The sequence below is a fragment of the Alicyclobacillus macrosporangiidus CPP55 genome (assembly GCF_000702485.1).
Lineage (GTDB): Bacteria > Bacillota > Bacilli > Alicyclobacillales > Alicyclobacillaceae > Alicyclobacillus_H > Alicyclobacillus_H macrosporangiidus_B.
In genome coordinates this window covers 1,116,021-1,135,641 of record NZ_JNIL01000001.1, presented here as the reverse complement: position 1 = coordinate 1,135,641, position 19,621 = coordinate 1,116,021, and the positions used below count along the sequence as shown (strand labels likewise).

Here is a 19,621-nt window from a genome sequence, read left to right as displayed (position 1 = left end):
AAACGGGAGGAGGAATCACGGTGGCAGGGCATTCGAAGTGGCATAACATCCAGCGGCGCAAAGGGAAGCAGGACGCCGTGCGCGGCCAGCTGTTCACGAAACTGTCGCGCGACATCTACTTGGCAGCCAAGGAGGGGGGCGGAAACCCCGAAACCAATTTCCGCCTCAAGACGGCCATAGAGCGCGCCCGGCAGAACAACATGCCCGCAGACAACATCGCGCGCACCATCGCCAAGGCCACCGGCGGAATCCAGGGGGTCACGTATGAGGAATTGATGTACGAGGGCTACGGGCCCCACGGAGTGGCCATCATGATGGACATCGTCACCGACAACCGCAACCGGACGGCGGCGGATATCCGTCACATCTTTACAAAACGCGGCGGCAACCTGGGCGAGAGCGGGTGCGTGGCGTGGATGTTCAAGCGGGAAGGCCAGATCACCGTCAACCGCGAGGACTACCGAGGGACGGTGGATGACCTGATGATGCTGGTGCTCGACGCAGGCGCGGAGGATCTGCGGGAAGAGGACGAGGCCTTCATCATCGTCACCGGCGTGGAGCAGTTCAACGCAGTGCGGACGGCCCTGGAGAATGCGGGGGTCCCGATTGCGGACGCGGAGTTGACGTACGAACCCACGACCACCGTACCGCTTTCTGGCGACGCGTTGGATCAGGTGTTGGACCTGATCGACGCCCTGGAGGCGCACGACGACGTGCAGAACGTATACGCCAACGTGGAGGCAGCGGAAGCCTGATGCGGGCGTTGGTTTGTATGGCCGGAGCGAATGCGCCCGGCCGTTTTTTCATGGGTGGGATGTATGGACTTTGGCGGTCGGTGACAGGCTAACCTCAACACAGCAATCGGTGAGGTGGATCCCATGTCTTGGCGAACCGCCTGGACGAAGACCTGCGCCGACCCGGCGCGGGATGGGGCTCGGGCACGACGGAGAATTGGATCGCGGCGGTCAGCGGCGTGCGTCGCTGCGGCGGCGGCCGCCGTCTGGGCCGTGACGGGGATGGCGGGGCCCGCGGTGTACGCGGACGCACCCGCGGTGACTGATTTCGGCCTGGATGAGGCGCTCCCGGTATGGGCAGCGGCGGACGCCGGAGGGGACCGTGCCGTATTCGTCACGCTGTACCCGGACGGCCGGGGCCAATGGCAGGTCCACCACGTCCGCGGCGACGCCATCGTGGGTTTTGCAGGGGAGCACCCCGCGTGGCAGTTGGACCCCGGGCTGATGTGGTTCGTCCAGATGCCGGTCTACGTCCGCCACGTCCCCGCTCCGCGGAGCCCCGGCGTGGAATCGGTGTGACGCAGTTGCGCGGGCGTTTCACTCCGCTTCTGCTGCGCAAGACGCTCCGTGAACTGCCCGCACAAAGACGAAAATTTCTTTGGTAGGAATCGAGCCCCCGCGCAGCGAAACTGTCGCGGGGAGGTTTTTTTCTATGACGAAGATTCGCATCCTCGGCATCGACCCAGGATTGGCCCGGACCGGCTACGGGGTGGTCGACAGCGACGGGTCGCACCTGCGGGCCGTGGGCTACGGCTGCATTGAGACCCCCGCGCACACCCCGCTGCCCCGGCGGCTTCAGCAGGTATACGACGAGGTCCGGGAGGTCATCGCGCGGCACCGGCCGGACACGGTGGCGGTGGAACAGTTGTTTTTTTACCGGAACACGACGACCGCCTTCGCCGTCGGCCAGGCGCGGGGCGTGGCCATCCTGGCTGCTGTCCAGGCGGGCCTGGAATTGGCGGAGTACACGCCGATGCAGGTGAAACAGGCCGTCTCCGGGTACGGCAAGGCGGACAAAGGCCAGGTACAGGAGATGGTGCGGCTGCTATTGCAGCTGCCTGCGCGGCCGAGTCCGGATGACACTGCCGATGCTCTGGCGGTGGCCATCGCGCACGCGCACGCAGGCCCATTTCGCAAGTTGGCGGACGGCGCAGGCGGAGAAGGGACGGTGCGGGCGTGATCGCGTTCGTCCGCGGGTGCATCCATCAGACGGGGCCCGGGATGGCTGTGGTGGATGTCGGCGGCGTCGGGTACCGGGTGTTTGTGACGGAGCGCTGTGCCGCGAACCTGTCCGTGGGCGAAGAGGTGTTGCTGTACACCCACTACCGCGTTCGGGAGGACGAGGCGAGCCTGTACGGGTTCCTGAGCCCGGAGGAGCGGGATTGGTTTGAGCTGCTCATGGGGGTCTCCGGCGTGGGCCCAAAAGGGGCGCTGCAGATCCTATCGGCGACGGAGCCGTCCGTGTTCGCACAGGCCATCGCCGAGGAGGACGTGGGCTTTTTGTGCACGCTCCCTGGCGTCGGGCGAAAGACCGCCCAACGTCTGGTGGTCGAATTGAAGGATAAAATCGGCGCGCTGCAAGGGCGGATTCAACCCGCCGCGGACCGGATGGTCTCTCGGCTAGCGGAGGCGGCTGGAGCCGGGGTGTCGAACGACGTCGTTGAGGCCCTGGTGACCCTGGGCTATAATGAGAGGCAAGCCGCCGCTGTGGTGCAGGAAACCATCCGAGCCCATCCCGATGCCGGGGTGGAGGAGGTGTTGCGATGGTGCCTGCGCCAACTGGCCCCGTGATGCCGGCTCCCGGGAGCCTCGCGTGGCAGTGGCGACGGGAGGAGAGAGATGTCGGAACGGTTGATTTCGTCCGATTGGAGCAGGGAGGACCTGGCGTTTGACTCCCTGCGGCCCAGGTTTTTGGATGACTACATCGGCCAGAGCGGCGTTAAGGACAATCTGCGGGTGTTCATCCAGGCGGCCAAGGAGCGGTCAGAGCCCTTGGATCACGTCCTGTTGTACGGCCCCCCCGGGCTCGGCAAGACGTCCCTGTCGATGGTCATCGCCAACGAATTGGGTGTGAATATTCGCATCACATCGGGGCCCGCCATCGAGCGGCCGGGGGACTTGGCCGCGCTGCTCACCAACCTGCAGGCGGGCGATGTGCTGTTTATCGACGAGATCCACCGTCTTCCACGAGCGGTGGAGGAAGTCCTGTACCCGGCCATGGAGGATTTCGCGCTGGACATCGTCATCGGTAAAGGTCCGGCGGCCCGTTCGGTCCGGCTGGACTTGCCGGGGTTCACGCTGATCGGTGCGACGACCCGGGCGGGTCTGTTGTCGTCTCCGCTGCGGGATCGATTCGGCGTCATCGTTCACCTCGACTACTACCCGGTCGCGGATCTGGCGCGCATCATCCGCCGGACGGCGGACATCCTGCGGATGCCGGTGGACGACGACGCGGCCGAGGAGATCGCCCGCCGTTCGCGCGGGACTCCCCGTGTCGCCAACCGGCTCCTCAAGCGGGTGCGTGACTTCGCCCAGGTCGCTCAGGCACCTGTGTTGACGAAGGAGTTGGCGCAAGCGGCGCTCGCGAAATTGCAGGTAGACGAACTGGGATTGGACGAACTTGACGACAAGGTGCTGCAGACGCTCATTCACAAATTCGCCGGCGGCCCGGTGGGGCTCGACACGCTGGCGGCCGCGGTAGGCGAGGAGGCAGGAACCATCGAGGATGTGTACGAGCCGTATCTGATTCAGATGGGGCTCATCCAGCGAACTCCGCGCGGGCGCGTCGCTACCGCGGCGGCGTACAAACACCTGGGTGTGCCGGTACCGGACCACCTGTCAGCGCCCGAGCGGCCCCTATAACGCGGTGCGCGGCCGCGAATCTGTGGAGTGAGGTGGCGAGTTTGCGAGGACTGCTGTTCGGCAGGAGGTCCGAAGACAAAAGCCAGCTCGACTCGTTGCTGGCCCTCGCCCAGGCGGGGGACGCGGACGCGCGCAACGCCATCATTGAACAGTACACCCCGTTCATTCTGAAAGTCGCTTCTCAGGCTGCTCGCCGGTACATTGACCGCGAGCGGGACGATGAGTACAGCGTCGCCCTGATGGCGATGAATGAGGCGATCGATCGGTTCGATCCCGCTCGCAAGGTGAACTTCCTCGGCTTCGCGGAGACCATCATCCGCCGGCGGCTGATCGACCACTTTCGCGCCCAGCGGGCGCAGGCCAAGGCGGTCCCGTGGACGGAGTTCGACGTGACGGACGACGAAGACAACGTCGTCAATTATGTGGAGGTCAAGACCTCGGTGGAGGCGCACGGGGAAGCCGAGGAGCGAGCCGAGCGCCAAGCCGAGATCCTGGAGTACGCGCAGGCGTTGTCCGATTACGGCTTGTCGTTCGCGGAGCTCGTGGAGGTCTCTCCGAAGCACGCGGACGCACGCGCCAACGCGATCGCCGTCGCGAAGGCGGTCGTGGCCGATGAAGAATTATTGCGCTATGTGCAGGAGCGCAAGTCCTTGCCCCTCAAATTGCTGGAGGAGCGCGTGCACGTGTCGCGCAAAACGATGGAGCGCCAGCGCAAGTACATCCTGGCGGTCGTGGTTCTGCTCAACGGCGACTTTCACCACCTGCGTTCATTCATCTCTTGAAAGAGAGGAGGGCGGAACGTGAGAAGGAACGGCATCGTCCTGGAACTGCATCCGGATTGCGCCATCGTCCTCAGCCGGGACGGGGAGTTTTGCCGCATTCCGCGTACCGCCGAGATGCTTGTGGGGGTGGAGGTGGAGTGGGAGGCCCCGGCGGCTTCCGGGCGTCCTGGCCGGGTTCCAGGGCGCGAACGGCTCCGTGCACCGTGGCGCCGGTTGAGCATTGCCGGAATGGCCGCCAGCCTCGTCGCCGCGGCAGGCGTCTGGTTCGGAATCAGCGCGACGCGCCCGGCACAGGCCTACGTTGCGGTGGACGTCAACCCGAGCGTGAGCCTCGAGGTGGACCGCAATTTGCGCGTCCTGTCGGCCCACGGCAACGACGCGGAAGGTGCCAAGCTGTTGTCGGGGCTGCACCTTCAGGGCGATCCGCTGGGGGTGGCCCTGCAGGACATCGTCCACGCGGCCGAAGCCGTTGACGCCCTCGGCAGCGATGACGCCATTTTGGTCTCGGCCGCACCGGCGGCGGGTTCGGCTGATTTGACGCGCGTGCAGCAGGCGGCTGAGTCCGCCCTGATGCAGTTGGTGCCTGCCGGAATGAAGGCCCCGCACCTGTACACCATTACGCTGTCGCCGGCGATCTGGCAGGCCGCGGACGCCGCCAAGATCTCACCCGGGCGGCTCGCAGCCTATTTGGTGGCGGAAAAAGAGGGGGTCCATGTCCAGAGTGTCAATGATCTGTACGGCCCGTCGTTGGTGAGGATCCTGTCGGACCCCGCCGCGGCACCGGTGCTTCAGGTGCTCAGCGCGGCCGACATTTCGCAGCTGGAGCGATTCATCGACAGCCTGCACTTGCCTGCGTCGGCCGGGGGTGGGCCGACGGGTTCGTCTAACCCGGCGAACGGGTCGGCGAACGCGGGTGCGGTACAGGGTCAAACGGCGAACCCGCCGGGCAGTGCCCAGGGGGGCGGCGGGCAAAACGCAACCGGCCACGGCCAGGGGGCCGGTCAAGGGAGCGGCTCCAAAGGAAGCGGCGGGACGCCTGCCGGCCGACAGGGCGGCGCCAACGGCAGCGGGACTGGCGGCTCGGGAACCACGGGCAAGTCGTCCGGGAAACACGGGTCGGGCAAGCCGGGTTCCGGGAACGGTACTCCCGATGACGACGGTCCGGGCGGAGGCGGACTTCGGGTGAGCGGCTCCATCGGCGCAGGCGGGGAGATCCAGGTGCGTATCGGCGACCGGGTGATCACGGTCCCGGTCGACTTCGGCGTGATGGGTCGCCTGACCGGGTCCGGCGCCGATTCGGGTGGGAAGCGCCATGGCTCTTCGCACGACGGGGGGAGCGACGGGTCGAGCGAGGCGGGATTCCTGACAGATCGGCCCATGACGATCTCCAGTCATGGCTGGGACAAGCATTCGGCCCAAGGGGAGAGGGGGTCGAACCACGGCCAGCACGGACACGACGGGTGACACGTGCGTTTCGGCGTCCCCGAGTTTGTTCGTCGAACGCATCCAGGACGCGGCCGCCCACGGGACGGCCGTTTTTTGCACCCTGGGCCGCACAGAATTATAATGGTTGGCATGCGTGTCGCACGGAAGGTGGGAAGCGGTTGCGCGTCGAGGATTTCGATTACGAACTGCCCGAGGAGCTGATTGCGCAGACGCCGCTGGAACGGCGGACCGACTCGCGCCTGATGGTCGTCGATCCGGTGGCGCAGACGATGATCCACACGCGATTCGCAAACCTTCGCGATCATTTGGTACCGGGCGATGTGCTGGTCTTGAACAATTCGAAAGTGTTGCCAGCCCGCATTATGGCCGTGAAGGCCGATACGGGGGCGCGGATCGAACTGTTGCTCTCGAAGGCTATCGCGGAGGACGAGTGGGAAGTCCTGGCACGGCCTGCCAAGCGCCTGAAGGCGGGGACGACGCTGACCATCCTGGAACCCCTTCCTGGGGAAGCGGACAGGTGGCGACCGTCGGGTGGGACGGCCGTCGTGACCGCGGTCTGTGAGGAGGGGCTGCGCCACATCCGCTTTTCGGCGAGGGAACCGCTCGAGACGTTTTTCCAGCGCGTCGGGAACGTTCCGCTGCCGCCTTACATTCACACCAAACTGAGGGATCCGAACCGGTACCAGACGGTGTACGCCCAGCACGCGGGGTCGGTGGCTGCCCCGACCGCGGGCCTGCACTTCACCGAGGACCTGCTCCAGGAGGTCCGGGAGATGGGCGTCGAGGTGCATTTCGTCACGCTGCACGTCGGGCTCGGCACCTTTAAGCCTGTGAAGGTCGAGCGTGTTGAAGAACACCGCATGCACAGTGAGGCGTACTACGTACCCCCTTCGGTGGCCGATGCGGTGCGGCGGGCCAAGCGCGAAGGGCGACGGGTGATCGCTGTCGGCACGACGGCGCTGCGCACGCTGGAGAGCGCTGGACAGGACGGGGACATCCGGGCCGGCGGCGGAGATACGTCCATCTTCATCTATCCGGGTTACCGGTTCCGCGTGATCGACGCGCTCATCACGAATTTTCACCTGCCGAAGTCGACCCTCCTGATGCTGGTGGCGGCTTTCATGGGGTTGGACTTCACGAAGCGGGTGTACGAGACGGCGGTCGCCGAACGGTACCGCTTTTTCAGCTTCGGCGACGCGATGTTCATCGTGCGCGGCGCCTGGTCGGGCGACGGGCAGGACAAAGTCTCGGCGGGGGGAGGGGATTCGAATGGGACCGGTACGGTTTGAACTGATCAGCCGCTGCTCGCGCACCCTGGCACGCCGGGGCCGTCTGCACACCCCGCACGGCACGGTGGAGACGCCTGTGTTCATGCCGGTGGGCACTCAAGCGACCGTCAAGACGATGGCTCCGTGGGAGCTGGCCGAGATCGGGGCCGGCATCATCCTGTCGAACACCTACCACCTGCACCTGCGTCCGGGGGAGGACCTCGTGCGGGAGATGGGCGGTCTGCATGCGTTCATGCAGTGGCCGGGGGCCATCCTCACAGACAGCGGCGGCTTTCAGGTCTTCAGCCTCGCCGATCTCCGCAAGATCACGGACGAAGGGGTGCAGTTTCGCTCCCACCTGGATGGAAGCCTGCGGTTTTTCTCGCCGGAGCGTGTGATGGAGATTGAAAACGCGCTCGGCGCCGATATCATCATGGCGTTCGATGAATGCCCGCCGTACCCTGCGACCCGGGCGTACCTCGAAACCTCCCTGCGGCGGACGCTCGACTGGGCCAGGCGGTGCAAGCGAGCCCACGCCCGGCCGGAGGAACAGGCCTTGTTCGGCATCGTCCAGGGGGGCGAGCATCTGGACCTGCGACGGCAGGCGGTCGAGGCCCTGGTGGAACTGGATTTGCCGGGATACGCCGTGGGCGGACTGAGCGTCGGGGAACCGAAACCGGTGATGTACGAGGTGTTGGCCTACACCACGCCGCTCTTGCCCGCCGACAAGCCACGGTACCTCATGGGGGTCGGTTCGCCGGACGACCTGTTCGAAGGAGTAGAACGGGGCATCGACATGTTTGATTGCGTCCTTCCGACGCGCATTGCCCGCAACGGGACGGTGCTCACCAGCCGCGGGAAGTTGGTCATCCGCAATGCCCGGTACGCGCGGGATCCGCGTCCGCTCGACGAGGCATGCGAGTGCCGGGTGTGCCGCAGCTTTTCACGGGCATACATCCGCCATCTCATCAAAGCCGGAGAAGTGCTTGGGATCCGTTTAACCACCTACCATAATGTTTATTTTCTGCTGCGGCTGATGGAGGGCATCCGCCGCGCCATCGAAGCGGGCAGATTTCTGGAGTACAAGCGGGAATTTTACGATACATACGGGTATAATGAGAGTGGAAACATAGGAGAGGAAGGGTTGGATTGACTCAAAACATCATCCTGCTGGTCGTGATGCTCGTCGTCTTCTATGCCTTGCTGTTCCTGCCTCAGCGCAGGCAGCAGAAACAGCGCCAGAACATGATGAAACAGCTGGGGCCTGGCGCCAAGATCTTGACGACGGCGGGCATCTTCGGCCGCGTCGTGCAGGTGAACGACGACGTGTTGGTGGTCAACATCGCGGACGGCGTCGACATTCAGCTCGACAGCCGCGCTGTACTGCGGGTTGTGGAACCCGCACCTCAGGCCGACCCCGCCTGAGCCATCCGCACGGGAGGAGGCGAGGGCGCGAAGACCGCCCTCGCCTCTCCTGTGCCTCAGTCGGGTGTCCGTGGTCAGGTCGCCGTCAGCAGGGAGCCGGGAGGTCAACGGGCGGTGTTGACACCGATGATGCCGCCGAAAGCGCCGATGAGGGCCATGACGAGGACGCGAAAGAGACCACTCGGGTCCATGGAAAACGTGTTGTATACGATGACGCCGATGAGGATCATGAGGATGGCATAACACAGTCCGACGAGTCCGCCATAATACCATCCGCGTTCCCCTGCCGCCCGGCTGGCGGCCAATGCGCCGCACAGGATGGACAGGCAGTGGACGATGTAGGCCATGAGGACCGTGCGGCTGGCACTGAGGGTGCCGAAGTGGGCCCACAGAGAGAGGATCAGCGTACCCACGGCGGCGACAAACAGGCTCCATGCCAGACCGTACAGGATGGGGAACCGGCGCAGGGTGCGCATGGAACCGCGCACAGTCAGGTCCATGGAAATCACCTCCGCAATTCGAAATGGTTTATACTATACGTATTCTCGTTGTGGACGCGCTATGAACCTCGCGAGATCCAGAGAGAATGAAATACGCGAGTCAGGGGTTTGGTCAACCTGCTGCGTGATTTCGCCCTCCCGCGCGCTGGGAGGAAGAGGGTGACCAACTTGAAGTGGAACCGCGTGTATCAGGCGGCCGCATATGAATTACTGGTGGCCGCAGGCGGCCTCGCGGTCGCCATCGCATCATTTCCTAGGATAGACCCGCACCGCGTGGCGCTGGCAGTGCTTCTTCTGCTGGTGGCGTCGTTCCTCGAGGCCATCCCCGTGTCCCTCGGAAAGGCGTTCGGCAGTCTCATGTTGGTGGTGCCACTGGGCGTTTTGGTCCTGTACGGCGGGCGTTCGGCTGTGAATCTCATCCTGGGCGCCGAACTCTTGGGTCAGTTGCTGTCGCGCCGACGCACGATGTGGACGACCTGGCTCTTCAACGGGGGTCAGTATGCGCTCAGTGCGTGGGTGATGTGGCGCGTGTATGCCTGGGTGACTGGCGGCCAGCTCCTCCAGATGACCGATGTCGGTGTACTCGTCGGAGCCGTTGCGGGCGTCACCGCGTTCCTCCTGGTCAACCACCTTTTCGTCAACATTCTGCAGGCGTTGCGTGGAAAGTTTTCCGTCGGCGAGATGTTGGAGCTGCTCTGGCACGACGGATTCAACGTGATGCTGTCGCTGCCGCTCGCATACGTGATGGTCGTCGTCAGCGGGCCGTTTCCGTACCTGGGGGCGCTCGTCACTTTGCCCATCGCGTTGGTCGGACAGACGCTGCGCGTGTACCGGCAAGTGGCGGAACTGCAGCGGGTGCATCGGGTGACCGCGCGGCTTGCAAGTGAATTTGACGTCGATCGCATTTGCCAGGAGGCGGCGGAAACCGCCTGCCAGGTCACATACGCCGACGCAGTCGTGGTGTGGACCCTCAGTCCGGATGGCAATACGTTGGTTCCAAGCGCCATCCATCCGCTCACGCAGGCGGAGCATTTTCGAATGGATGGCCATCCTCGGGCGGAGGGTGGCGTGATTTGGCATGTCCTGGACGGGGAAGGTTGGGCATATGTTCCCAATACCTTGAAAGACCCGCGCGTACGGTTTGGCAGCAAAGGCGTGGTGTACCGCAGCATGGCCGTCTTCCCCATGCATGCCCACGGACAGGCACAGGGCGCCATCGTCTGTTACGGAGAGCGGCCCTACCAGTTCGGCCGCGACCGGGCTCAGCATGTAGAGACCTTGGCGGCGCAGGTCGCAGTGCTGCTGGAGAACGCCAAACTGTACCAGTCGCTCCAGGAGCAGTCCTGGCGGGACGCGGCGACGGGGCTCTATAACTACCGGTATTTTTACCGGGCACTGGAACAGCAAGTGCGCGAGGCGAGCGCCGCGCAAAGGGAGTTGTCGGTGGCGATCGTCGATGTCGATCACTTCAAAAAGTTCAATGACACGTACGGCCATCTGGCGGGCGATCAGGTGTTGCGTTCCCTGGCGGGCGTGTTGCAGGATCTGGCGGGCCCCGATGCGGTCGTGGCCCGGTACGGCGGGGAGGAGTTTGGCATCATCCTGCCCGTGGGCACGAAGGACGCTCTGGAGCGGCTGGAGGCCATCCGTCAGGCCGCCAGCCGCCATGTGGTGGCGTACAACGGGTACCATCTGCAGGGCATCACGGTCAGCTCCGGATTGGCGACATTTCCGGTGCACGCCGACAACGACCGGGACCTGTTGGCAAAGGCGGACTCCACCCTGTATTGGGGCGCGAAGCAGCGGGGCCGCAACCGCGTCGCCGTCTATGGACCGGAGTACGAGGCGCAGCTGTTCGTGGACGAGCTGACCGGCCTGTACACGTATCATTTCCTGACCCTCCGGGTCCGGGAGGACTTTCAACGGGGATTCCGCACCTGGGGTGCCGTGTGCATCGACATCCACAACTTCTCTTTCGTCAACTCTGCCTTCGGGTTCGACGTGGGGGATCGGGTATTGAAAGACACCGCGCTGCTCATCAAGGACTGTCTGCGCCGCGACGAGTTGGCCTGCCGGTACGGCGGAGATGAGTTCCTGGTGCTCATCGCGAACACCGGCCCCACCGAGATGCGTCACATCGCCGAGCGGGTGGGACGGGCCATCAGCAGTCACCGGTTCGAGTGCGGCGGCAGCGTCGTGATCAATCTCCGAGCGACACTGGTCACTCGCTGCTACGACGATCTCGAAGATGTCACGGACCTGTTCGACCGCATCAACAGCGTCTTCGCCAACATGAATCATCAGGCCACAGAAATGGCGTAACGCGGCCACCAGACGGCTTCCACGTGCGCACCATGCCGGCCTCCCTTGCCGGCATGGTTTCTAGTTTTTGAAAGAGCCTCCAAAGTTCTGGCCATACTACCTCGATGAGGGAGGAATGGCCGTGCTGGAGATTCCGATTTGGCGGTTCTGCCTGCGGATTTTGATCTTATATCTCGCCGTGATGATCGCGCTGCGGCTCATGGGCAAAAGGGAGATCGGTCAGCTGTCCGTGTTCGACTTCGTCGTGTCCATCATGATTGCGGAGTTGACCGCGGTGCCGATGGAGGACGCCCGCCAGCCGCTCTGGATCCCGCTGTTGGCGATGGGAATCCTGGTGGCGCTCCAGTTATTGGTCGCCGTCGGCCAACTCAAGAGCCACCGATTCCGCCACTGGGTCGACGGTGAGCCCACGGTACTCGTGGAACACGGGCAGATCCGAGATCGTGAGATGAGAAAGACACGTTACACGATGAACGACCTCTTGATGCAACTGCGCGAACAGGGCATCGCGGACGTCGCGGACGTGGAGTTTGCCATTCTCGAGACGTCCGGGAAGCTGAGCGTCCTCCCGAAAGCCGAGGCCAGACCCGTGCGGCCTGTCGACCTGGGGATACGTGCCCCTCAGGAGGGGATCCCGCTGCCCTTGGTGTCCGACGGCCAGATCGTACAGAAGACGTTGGAGCAGCTCGGCCGGGATGAGGCGTGGCTGCGGGAGGAGCTGCACCGGCGCGGCTATGCCCGCCTGGAGGACGTGTTCTACGCCTCCATCGACGAAAACGGGTCCCTCTTCATCGACGCGATGGACGGTACCAGCGCCGTTTGCCGCGGCGAACCCTCAGATACCAAACGGCATCCACCGAACCAGGGCCGCTAGCGTGCCGCCGATCTTCGGGATGCGCTGCATCGTCCGCGACGTGATCACGCGAAACGCGCAGCACAGGGCGAAGTAGACCATGCCCCCACCCACGATCGCTGCCAACATCCGACCGGCTCCCAGATGATCGATATTGGGCGTGAGCAGATCGCAGACCACCAGCATGAGGAGCGAGGCGGTGGCCACCTTCGCGGTGTCGGCGACGTTCACCGGCAGCCCGATATACCGGTACAGGGCCGCACAGTACAATACCAACGTCACCACATTGGCGATGGTCGTGGCCCACGCCACGCCGAGCACCTCGAGGTGGGGCTGGGATGCCAGTTCCCAAATGAGACCGAGGCGCAGGACGCCGCCGAGGATGGAGATGACCATCGCGATCGTGGCGTGGTTCAGGCCTTGCAAAATGGCGGTGAGCGGACCCTGCAGATAGATCAGGAATCCGGCTGGCGCCATGATCTGGAGGATGGGGGCCACTCCATCGTCCCGATAGATGGCCCAGCACAACGGGTGGGCGAACAGGGTGAAGATCACCGACACGGGCATGCCGATCAGGGCTGTCGCCCGCCAGCTCTGCGCGAACCGGATGCGCACGCGCTGCACTTCGTCTTCGGCCATCGCCTCCGATACGGAAGGGACGAGGTTGGCGGCCAGGGAAGCGGTGAACACGGTCGGGAACACCAACAGGGGGACGGCCATGCTGCCGTACTGGCCATACATCTCCGTCGCCTCCGGTCCGCTGGCGCCGGCGTGGAGCAGCGCGCGCGTCACGAGGATCGGCTCAACCGCCCACAGGAACGACCAGATGAGGCGGCTCACCGTCACCGGAATGGCCAGCTCTGCAATGGCATGCAGCGTCTGCCGGAGGGTCTCCAAGCTCCGAGTTGGCGCATCGGGCAACAGATCCGCCAGCCGCCCCCGGCGCCGCTGCTGCAGGATGAGGTAGCAAAGCCCGACGATCTCGCCAAACACGGTGCCCGCCATCGCGGCGGCCGCGGCGGCTGCAATACCGTAGCGGATGAAGTAACCGGCGAGACCGTACACCACGCCGATGCGGGCGATGGTCTCCAGGACCGACGCCCACGCCGTCGGAGCCATGTCCTGTAACCCCTGGAAATAGCCCCGGTAGATGCTGGAGATGGCGATCACCATGACGATGGGGATCATCACCTGGTACGTGAGATAGGCGCGCGGGTCGGTAAACCAGTGGCGCAGCACGAAGCCGCGGAGGACCCACATCAGGACGACCACCACGACGGACATGGTGACAATGACCCAGGTGCTGATGCGCATGACGCGTTCGATCCGCGCACGATCGCGCTGGACATAGGCCTCCGCGACCAATTTGGAGATGGCGATGGGCAGCCCGGCGGTGATGAAGGTCAGCGCCAGGCTGGCCAGTGGCCACACCATTTGGAACAGGCCCATCCCTTCGGCGCCGATCAGCCGCGACAGGTAGATCCGATAGACGAAGCCCAGGATCCGGGTGACCACGCCGGAGAGCATCAACACCAGGGTACCGTGCAGAAACGAACGTTGGATCATCGGTAGGCACGCCTCGCTCATTCCCCGCCGGAGGCGGAGGTCTGTCCGTATCATGCGTATGCCGCGGAGCCCGGGGTTAGTCCCGGGCACGAGCAGGATTCCGCCGCCCGGGCGGCGAAAGGATGCGAAGGGGCTGCAAGTGCGCCGCGCGGAGCGCGGCGGGCGGTAAAAAAGGGGCGGTGCCGTGTGGAATCCGCAGAGGAACGCGAGGTTCGTTGGCAAGATTACGAACCGGAACTGATGGAGCTCTGCCGGGTAAAGGCGGAGGAGTTTCACCTGCTCGGCTACGAGGAGGTGACCCCGGCCGAGGTGTGGGCGTGTGTCATGCAGATGACCCGGGGGCGGGGCGCCCTGCACGATGTGGTAGCGGCCATCCTGGGGTTGAACGTCGGCCGCTTCATGACCTATCTGACGATGAACGCCTACCAAGGCACGCTCGGCACGGACGTGTTTGACGCTTCGAAGCAGGGTTGATTATACTGGTGAAGGTTGTGTGGACGACCTGTGGACGACCGGCCGGGTCCAGGCCCGGCCGGGCTTCGGGGTGCCCTGTATGCTCCGGGGCCGGGCCCGCCGGACGGCGGGCCATTACCTTGTGGATGGGGAGACTCGCGGTTTGAAAACGAAGCGTCATCGAAAATGGGGCCGTTTCCTGGCGTTTCTCGCGATCATTGCGGTGGTCATCGGGTTGACGGCGGGCACGTCGATGAAAGTGTGGAAGCACATCCCGCTCGGCCTCGATCTCCAAGGCGGTTTTGAACTGCTCTATCAAATTCAGGCCAGCCCGGACAAACCGCTGACGCCGGACGGCGTGAAGGCGGCCGTGCAGGCGATTGAGCTCCGCGTCAACAACCTCGGAACCGGCTCTCCGAACATAGAACTTGAGGGTTCGGACCAGGTGCGGGTGCAGTTGGCGGGAACATTCAACCAAGCGGAGGCCGAACGTGTCATCGGTCAGACGGCCGATCTAAGAATGTACGGAAACGCGACCCAGGACAAGACCGGAAAATGGGTGCCTGACGAGAAGACCTTGTTGGCCACAGGTGCTGATTTGAAGCCAAACTCCCGTTGGGCGCAGGACCCCACGACCGGACAGAATGTGGTGACCCTCGAATTTAAGGATGCGAAGAAGTGGCAGGACATCACGACGAAGTACCTGCAGAAGCCCATCTACGTGTTTCTGAACGGCCAGCTGTTGACGGCGCCCACCATCCAGTCGGTGATGTCCAACGGCCAGTCGGAGATCTACGGACCGACGCTCAACACGCCCGAGGCATGCAACGAGTTGGCCAAGGAGCTCAATGCCGGGGCATTGCCGTATCCGTTGAAGCTCATCAGCTCGACGAACGTCGGGCCGTCGCTGGGCTTCGCGTCCCTGAAGGCGACGATGTGGGCCGGGGCGGCCGCCATCCTCCTGATCTTCCTGTTCATGCTCGTCCTCTACCGGGCGGCGGGCTTGATCGCCAACGTCGCCCTGGTGGCGTACCTGTACCTGGTGCTGCTCACGTTCGCCGGGATGCATGTGGTGCTGACGCTGCCCGGCCTGGCTGCGCTGGTCCTCGGCGTCGGCATGGCGGTCGACGCGAATATCATCACGTACGAGCGGATCAAGGATGAGATGCGCAATGGCAAGAGCCTGCAATCGAGCGTGATCGCAGGGAACAAGAGAGCTCTGCGGACCATCATCGACTCGAACGCGACCACCTTTATCGCCGGCGCCGTGATGTATTGGTTCGGCCAGGGCGACATCCGCGGATTCGCCGTGGCGCTGATGATCAGCATCGTCGTCAGCATGCTGACCGCGGTGCTCCTCAGCCGGGCGATGCTGCTCTTGTTCACCAAGTCGGGTGTGGCGGCGCGGCCCTGGTGGTACGGCGCCGGGAAGGGGGTCGTGCAGTCGTGAAAGCGCGGTTTGACATCGTGGCCCGGCGCCGGTGGTTCTTCCTGCTGTCGGGGGCCATCACCGTTCTCGGGCTCGCGGCGTTCCTGTTGTTTGGATTCAACCTTGGGGCGGATTTCCGCGCTGGCTCGCGCGTGCAGATGCAGTTGAACGAACCGGTGGACGTGCAGAAGGTGCGCGACATGTTTGACAAGATCGGCTTGTCCGTCCCGCAGGGAGGCGTGACAGTCGCCGGCACGCGCAATGACATGGCCGTCGTACGCTTCCCCGAGGTGCTGACGCAGGATCAGATCGCGAAGATCAACCAGGCGGAGAAACAGACGTTTCCGAAATCGGCAGGGGCGGACGTTCGAACCGTGAACCCCATCGTCGCGCAGCAGACTTCACGCAAGGCGGTTTGGGCGGTGCTCTTGGCGAGCCTGTTCATCGTCGTGTACGTCAGCATCCGGTTCGAATACCGGTTCGCCATCTCCGGCATCGTGGCGCTTCTGCACGACGCGTTCATCGTCATGTCGGTGTTCGCGCTGTTGCGGCTGGAGGTGGACCTGACGTTCGTGGCCGCCATCCTGACGATCGTGGGCTACTCCATCAACGACACCATCGTCATCTTCGACCGCATCCGGGAGAATCTGCGCATTGCCAAGCCGCGGTCGTTCAGCGACCTGGAGCGTCTGGTCGACAAGAGCCTGTGGCAGACCATGTCGCGATCCATCAACACGGTCGTGACGGTGCTCATCGCGGCGGTGACCCTGTACTTCTTCGGCGGCCAGACCATCCACAACTTCAACCTGGCACTCATCGTCGGGTTGGTCAGCGGCGCGTACAGCTCCATCTTCATCGCAAGCCCCCTGTGGGTGGCGTGGCGTGGTCGCCAGATGCGGCGGAGTGCACCGGAAAAACATCCCGCGTGAGCGGGAGTCAACAGGACGCGCTCCTGCGGGAGCGCGTCGCTGTTCTCAGGGCACCGCTCGGCCGGTCCGCCGGCCGGGCGGCGGGAAAGGGGATTTGTGCGTGTCCGGACAGCAGGACCAGCGCCAGGCACAGGCCGGGGCCTGGGCCAGCGTGATCGTCAATCTGTTGCTCACCGCCGGCAAAGGGGTGGTGGGCGTCCTGGCGGGCAGCCGCGCGCTGGTCGCGGACGCGGTCCACTCGGCGGCGGACCTGGCGGGCTCCATTGCGGTCATCGTCGGGCTCATGGTCGCCCGCAAGCCGCCGGATGCGGATCATCCGTACGGGCACGGTAAGGCGGAGCTCATTAGTTCGGGGATCGTCGCGGGCCTGCTCGCCGCCGCCGGGCTGGAGGTGGCGGTGGGCGCGGTGATGTCCCTGTTCCGTCCGGCGGAACAGCCACAGGCGTTGGCGGCCTACGCGGCCGCGGCGGCGGTCATCGTCAAAGAGGTCATGTTCCAGTACAACTACCGCCTCGGCAAGCGCCTGCACAGCCGGAGCCTGATTGCCTCGGCGATGGATCATCGGTCTGATGTGTTTTCTTCGTTGGCCGCGCTCATCGGCATTCTCTTATCCAGGGCAGGCGCCGCGTGGCAAGTGCAATGGCTGGTGCGCATGGACGCGGTCGCGAGCGTCGTGGTTGCGGTGCTGATCCTCAAGATGGGATATGAGGTGGCCAAGGACGCGGTGCACGTGCTGATGGACCGCGTCGTCGAGGGAGAGCAGGTCAAGACGTACGAGGATGTCATCCTGTCCGTGCCGGGGGTGGAGCACATTGATGAACTGCGCGTGCGCGACCACGGGCGGTACGTCGTCATCGACGCCAAGGTCAGCGTCGATGCCCGCATATCGGTGGCGGAGGGGCACGGCATTGCGGCCGAGGTGAAGGAGCGGTTGATCACGCGGCTCCCGCGCGTGCTGGATGTGTTGGTACACGTCAATCCGTGTTACCCGGATGAGGAGGAGGGGCGGCGTTGAACGGTGATGAAAAGTCGCCCGGCCTGTGGCGGACGGCGGGAATTTCGGAGGACGCGGCGCGCAGGACGGCCGAGCGGTGCGGCGTCCCTCTGCGGGTGGCGCGGTGGCTGTGCGCGCGAGGCGTGGCGGAAGACGAGGTCGGGATGTGGTGGGACCCGACCCGCATCCCGTGGAGCGATCCGTTTTCCTTTGAGGAGATGGACGTGGCGGTGGAAGCGGTGCTCGGGGCCATCCGCGACGAGTCGGTCATCGCTTTGGTCGGCGATTACGACGTGGACGGGGTGACTGCCAGCGTGATCGCGGCGGAGGCGATGCGGCTTGCGGGCGCCCGCTGCGAGGTGATCCTCCCGCACCGGGTGCGGGACGGGTACGGTCTGTCCCAGGCGATCGTGGATCGCGCAGTGGAAATGGGATGCGGGCTCATCGTGACGGTGGACAATGGCGTGCGCGCCCACGAGGCCGTCGATCGGGCGGCTGCATGGGGAATCCCGGTGGTGGTGACGGACCACCACGAACCCGGGCCGGAACTTCCTGCGGCACAGGCGGTGGTGCATGCGGCGCGCAGCCGGGATGCGGCGCAGGCGATCCTCTCCGGCGCCGGGGTGGCGTGGAAATTCGCCCTCGCGCTGTGTGCGCGGGCGAGCGTGCGCGTGGAACCAGAGACCGCAGGCTGGTGGCTGGGCCTGGCGGCGCTCGGGGCGCTCGCGGACGCGGTGCCGCTGACGGGGGAAAACCGACGGCTGGTCGTGGAAGGGGTCGACTCCCTGAGGGGGGTCCGGCGGGCCGGTTGGCGGGCGCTGTGCGAGCAGGCCGGGCTGACTCCCGATGCTTTGTCGCCGGATCTGTTGCAGTGGACCGTGATCCCGCGCCTCAACGCCGCGGGGCGGATGGATTCGGCGGAGCTGGCCTACCGTCTCTTGGCGTCGGTGGACGAGCTGTCCTCGCGGCGGTGGGCGGCCGAGTTGGAGGCGTGCAACGACCGGCGCAAGCAGGAGACGGAACGGACGTTCACGGAGGCGTGTGCGGCGTTGGATGCCTGGATGGAGGAAGGTGCCGTCGGCCCAGGGGGACTCGCGGTGTGGGGTCCATGGCCGCTCGGCGTGGCGGGCATCGTGGCGGCCCGGTTGGCGGAACGGTATGGGCGCCCGGTGGTGGTGCTCGCCGACGAGGGGGAAGAGGTGCTGCGCGGGTCGGGCCGGGCGCCGGAGGGCGTCCATCTGCACGGGATGATGGAGGCTTGCGCCGAACACCTCCACCACTTCGGCGGCCACGCCGGGGCGGTCGGCTGTGGCGTCCGTCGGGGCGAGTTGGAGGCGTTCCGGCAGGCTTTCGCGGCCCTCTCCGGCCCCCAAGCGCCGGTGTCCGAGCTGCCCGTGGCGGACGACTACCTGCCCCTGCGGGAGGCCAATCTGGAGACCCTCTCGTGGGTGGAGCGGTTTGCTCCGTTCGGCCCGGGCAATCCGCCGTTCGCGTTTTTCATCGGCCCGGTGTCGCTGGTGGCCGTCACGCCGCTCGGCGATGGCAGCCATCTGCGGCTGCGCGTCCAGGAGGGGCGGGATCAGGCCGAACTGGTCTGGTTCCGTGCTCCGGCGGAGGTGCGGTCCTGGAGACCGGGAGAGGTGATCGGCGCGGTCTGCCGGCTGGACCGAAACGAATGGCAGGGTATGGTCCGGCCCCAGCTGCGCGTGCAATCGGCGCGCCGGTTGACGCGGCCGCTGATGCGGGAGGACTTTGGTTCGTTGTACCGGCTGCTGCGGGCGCGCCGCCGGCTGGTGGAAGCGGAGCTGCATCGGCTGGGCGCGCGGTGGTCGGCGTCGGACGCGCAGTTGATGCTCGACACGTTTGTCGAACTGGGGTTTGCTCGCTACCGGGAGAGCGCGTATCATGTTGTTGACAATGCAGACGCCAAGGATCTGCGGGAATCCTTACACTATCAATCGCACCTGCGGCAGGCCGGTCGGCGCCGCGAAGCGTGAG

At 65.0% G+C, this 19,621-nt stretch carries 19 protein-coding genes; 17 read left to right on the top strand and 2 right to left on the bottom strand.

The window, feature by feature from the left end; all coding sequences use genetic code 11:
- The first annotated feature begins 20 nt into the window (after window positions 1-20).
- The 10 genes from N687_RS0105945 to yajC all read left to right on the top strand — a co-directional run bounded on the left by N687_RS0105945 (window position 21) and on the right by yajC (window position 8,577).
- Window positions 21-755 carry a YebC/PmpR family DNA-binding transcriptional regulator gene (locus N687_RS0105945; RefSeq protein ID WP_029420985.1) on the top strand — a complete coding sequence of 245 codons (735 nt, stop codon included), beginning with the start codon at window positions 21-23 and terminating at the stop codon, window positions 753-755.
- 123 nt (window positions 756-878) lie between these two features.
- Entirely contained in the window at window positions 879-1,313 is a 435-nt protein-coding gene (locus N687_RS0105940) for a hypothetical protein (RefSeq protein WP_029420984.1), read from the top strand.
- A 133-nt stretch (window positions 1,314-1,446) separates the two neighbouring features.
- Entirely contained in the window at window positions 1,447-1,974 is a 528-nt protein-coding gene (gene ruvC, locus N687_RS0105935; protein ID WP_156040058.1) for a crossover junction endodeoxyribonuclease RuvC, read from the top strand.
- Window positions 1,971-2,585, top strand: coding sequence for a Holliday junction branch migration protein RuvA (ruvA, locus tag N687_RS0105930; protein WP_029420982.1), 615 nt, complete (start codon window positions 1,971-1,973; stop codon window positions 2,583-2,585). Before ruvC ends, ruvA begins: the two co-directional genes overlap by 4 nt.
- 48 nt (window positions 2,586-2,633) lie before the next feature.
- A complete protein-coding gene (gene ruvB / locus N687_RS0105925) occupies window positions 2,634-3,656 on the top strand; it encodes a Holliday junction branch migration DNA helicase RuvB (protein ID WP_029420981.1) in 1,023 nt (340 codons plus the stop codon).
- A gap of 41 nt (window positions 3,657-3,697) precedes the next feature.
- Entirely contained in the window at window positions 3,698-4,438 is a 741-nt protein-coding gene (gene sigI / locus N687_RS0105920; protein ID WP_035462076.1) for an RNA polymerase sigma factor SigI, read from the top strand.
- 18 nt (window positions 4,439-4,456) lie between these two features.
- Window positions 4,457-5,902, top strand: coding sequence for an anti-sigma factor domain-containing protein (locus N687_RS0105915; protein WP_029420979.1), 1,446 nt, complete (start codon window positions 4,457-4,459; stop codon window positions 5,900-5,902).
- Between the two features lie 140 nt (window positions 5,903-6,042).
- Window positions 6,043-7,173, top strand: coding sequence for a tRNA preQ1(34) S-adenosylmethionine ribosyltransferase-isomerase QueA (gene queA / locus N687_RS0105910; protein ID WP_081841188.1), 1,131 nt, complete (start codon window positions 6,043-6,045; stop codon window positions 7,171-7,173).
- A complete protein-coding gene (gene tgt / locus N687_RS0105905) occupies window positions 7,154-8,305 on the top strand; it encodes a tRNA guanosine(34) transglycosylase Tgt (RefSeq protein WP_029420977.1) in 1,152 nt (383 codons plus the stop codon). Before queA ends, tgt begins: the two co-directional genes overlap by 20 nt.
- Window positions 8,302-8,577 (top strand): preprotein translocase subunit YajC, encoded by a 276-nt coding sequence (yajC, locus tag N687_RS0105900; protein ID WP_035462075.1) that lies wholly within the window; start codon window positions 8,302-8,304, stop codon window positions 8,575-8,577. The genes tgt and yajC overlap by 4 nt, the downstream gene beginning before the upstream one ends.
- A 104-nt stretch (window positions 8,578-8,681) precedes the next feature.
- Here yajC and N687_RS0105895 read toward each other — a convergent pair whose 3' ends face one another.
- Window positions 8,682-9,077 carry a TIGR04086 family membrane protein gene (locus tag N687_RS0105895; protein WP_029420975.1) on the bottom strand — a complete coding sequence of 132 codons (396 nt, stop codon included), beginning with the start codon at window positions 9,075-9,077 and terminating at the stop codon, window positions 8,682-8,684.
- A gap of 159 nt (window positions 9,078-9,236) precedes the next feature.
- On the opposite strand from N687_RS0105895, the gene N687_RS0105890 reads away from it, so the two are divergent.
- Window positions 9,237-11,399, top strand: coding sequence for a sensor domain-containing diguanylate cyclase (locus N687_RS0105890; RefSeq protein WP_051662993.1), 2,163 nt, complete (start codon window positions 9,237-9,239; stop codon window positions 11,397-11,399).
- A gap of 121 nt (window positions 11,400-11,520) precedes the next feature.
- Window positions 11,521-12,273 carry a DUF421 domain-containing protein gene (locus tag N687_RS0105885; RefSeq protein ID WP_231493409.1) on the top strand — a complete coding sequence of 251 codons (753 nt, stop codon included), beginning with the start codon at window positions 11,521-11,523 and terminating at the stop codon, window positions 12,271-12,273.
- Here the strand turns inward: N687_RS0105885 and spoVB are convergent.
- Window positions 12,235-13,818: a stage V sporulation protein B gene (gene spoVB, locus N687_RS0105880; RefSeq protein ID WP_029420972.1), complete on the bottom strand. Its 1,584-nt coding sequence runs from the start codon at window positions 13,816-13,818 to the stop codon at window positions 12,235-12,237. The genes N687_RS0105885 and spoVB overlap by 39 nt on opposite strands.
- A 186-nt stretch (window positions 13,819-14,004) precedes the next feature.
- On the opposite strand from spoVB, the gene N687_RS0105875 reads away from it, so the two are divergent.
- The 5 genes from N687_RS0105875 (at window position 14,005) to recJ (ending at window position 19,620) form a co-directional block, all read left to right on the top strand.
- The gene (locus N687_RS0105875; protein ID WP_231493408.1) at window positions 14,005-14,292 is read left to right on the top strand and encodes a post-transcriptional regulator; all 288 of its coding nucleotides are present in this window, start codon (window positions 14,005-14,007) and stop codon (window positions 14,290-14,292) included.
- Window positions 14,293-14,434: 142 nt separating this feature from the next.
- Window positions 14,435-15,721 carry a protein translocase subunit SecD gene (gene secD / locus N687_RS0105870; RefSeq protein WP_029420970.1) on the top strand — a complete coding sequence of 429 codons (1,287 nt, stop codon included), beginning with the start codon at window positions 14,435-14,437 and terminating at the stop codon, window positions 15,719-15,721.
- On the top strand, window positions 15,718-16,629 hold the full coding sequence (secF, locus tag N687_RS0105865) for a protein translocase subunit SecF (RefSeq protein ID WP_029420969.1): 912 nt from the start codon (window positions 15,718-15,720) through the stop codon (window positions 16,627-16,629). The genes secD and secF overlap by 4 nt, the downstream gene beginning before the upstream one ends.
- A 100-nt stretch (window positions 16,630-16,729) precedes the next feature.
- A complete protein-coding gene (locus N687_RS0105860) occupies window positions 16,730-17,644 on the top strand; it encodes a cation diffusion facilitator family transporter (RefSeq protein ID WP_156040057.1) in 915 nt (304 codons plus the stop codon).
- Window positions 17,641-19,620, top strand: coding sequence for a single-stranded-DNA-specific exonuclease RecJ (gene recJ / locus N687_RS0105855; RefSeq protein ID WP_051662992.1), 1,980 nt, complete (start codon window positions 17,641-17,643; stop codon window positions 19,618-19,620). Before N687_RS0105860 ends, recJ begins: the two co-directional genes overlap by 4 nt.
- Window position 19,621 lies beyond the last annotated feature (1 nt).

Excerpts from the sequence above, each read along its gene's own strand:
- ruvB (WP_029420981.1), top strand. The coding sequence starts at position 2,634 with ATGTCGGAACGGTTGATTTCGTCCGATTGGAGCAGGGAGGACCTGGCG.
- tgt (WP_029420977.1), top strand. The coding sequence starts at position 7,154 with ATGGGACCGGTACGGTTTGAACTGATCAGCCGCTGCTCGCGCACCCTG.
- N687_RS0105940 (WP_029420984.1), top strand. The coding sequence starts at position 879 with ATGTCTTGGCGAACCGCCTGGACGAAGACCTGCGCCGACCCGGCGCGG.
- ruvC (WP_156040058.1), top strand. The coding sequence starts at position 1,447 with ATGACGAAGATTCGCATCCTCGGCATCGACCCAGGATTGGCCCGGACC.
- N687_RS0105895 (WP_029420975.1), bottom strand. The coding sequence starts at position 9,077 with ATGGACCTGACTGTGCGCGGTTCCATGCGCACCCTGCGCCGGTTCCCC.
- spoVB (WP_029420972.1), bottom strand. The coding sequence starts at position 13,818 with ATGATCCAACGTTCGTTTCTGCACGGTACCCTGGTGTTGATGCTCTCC.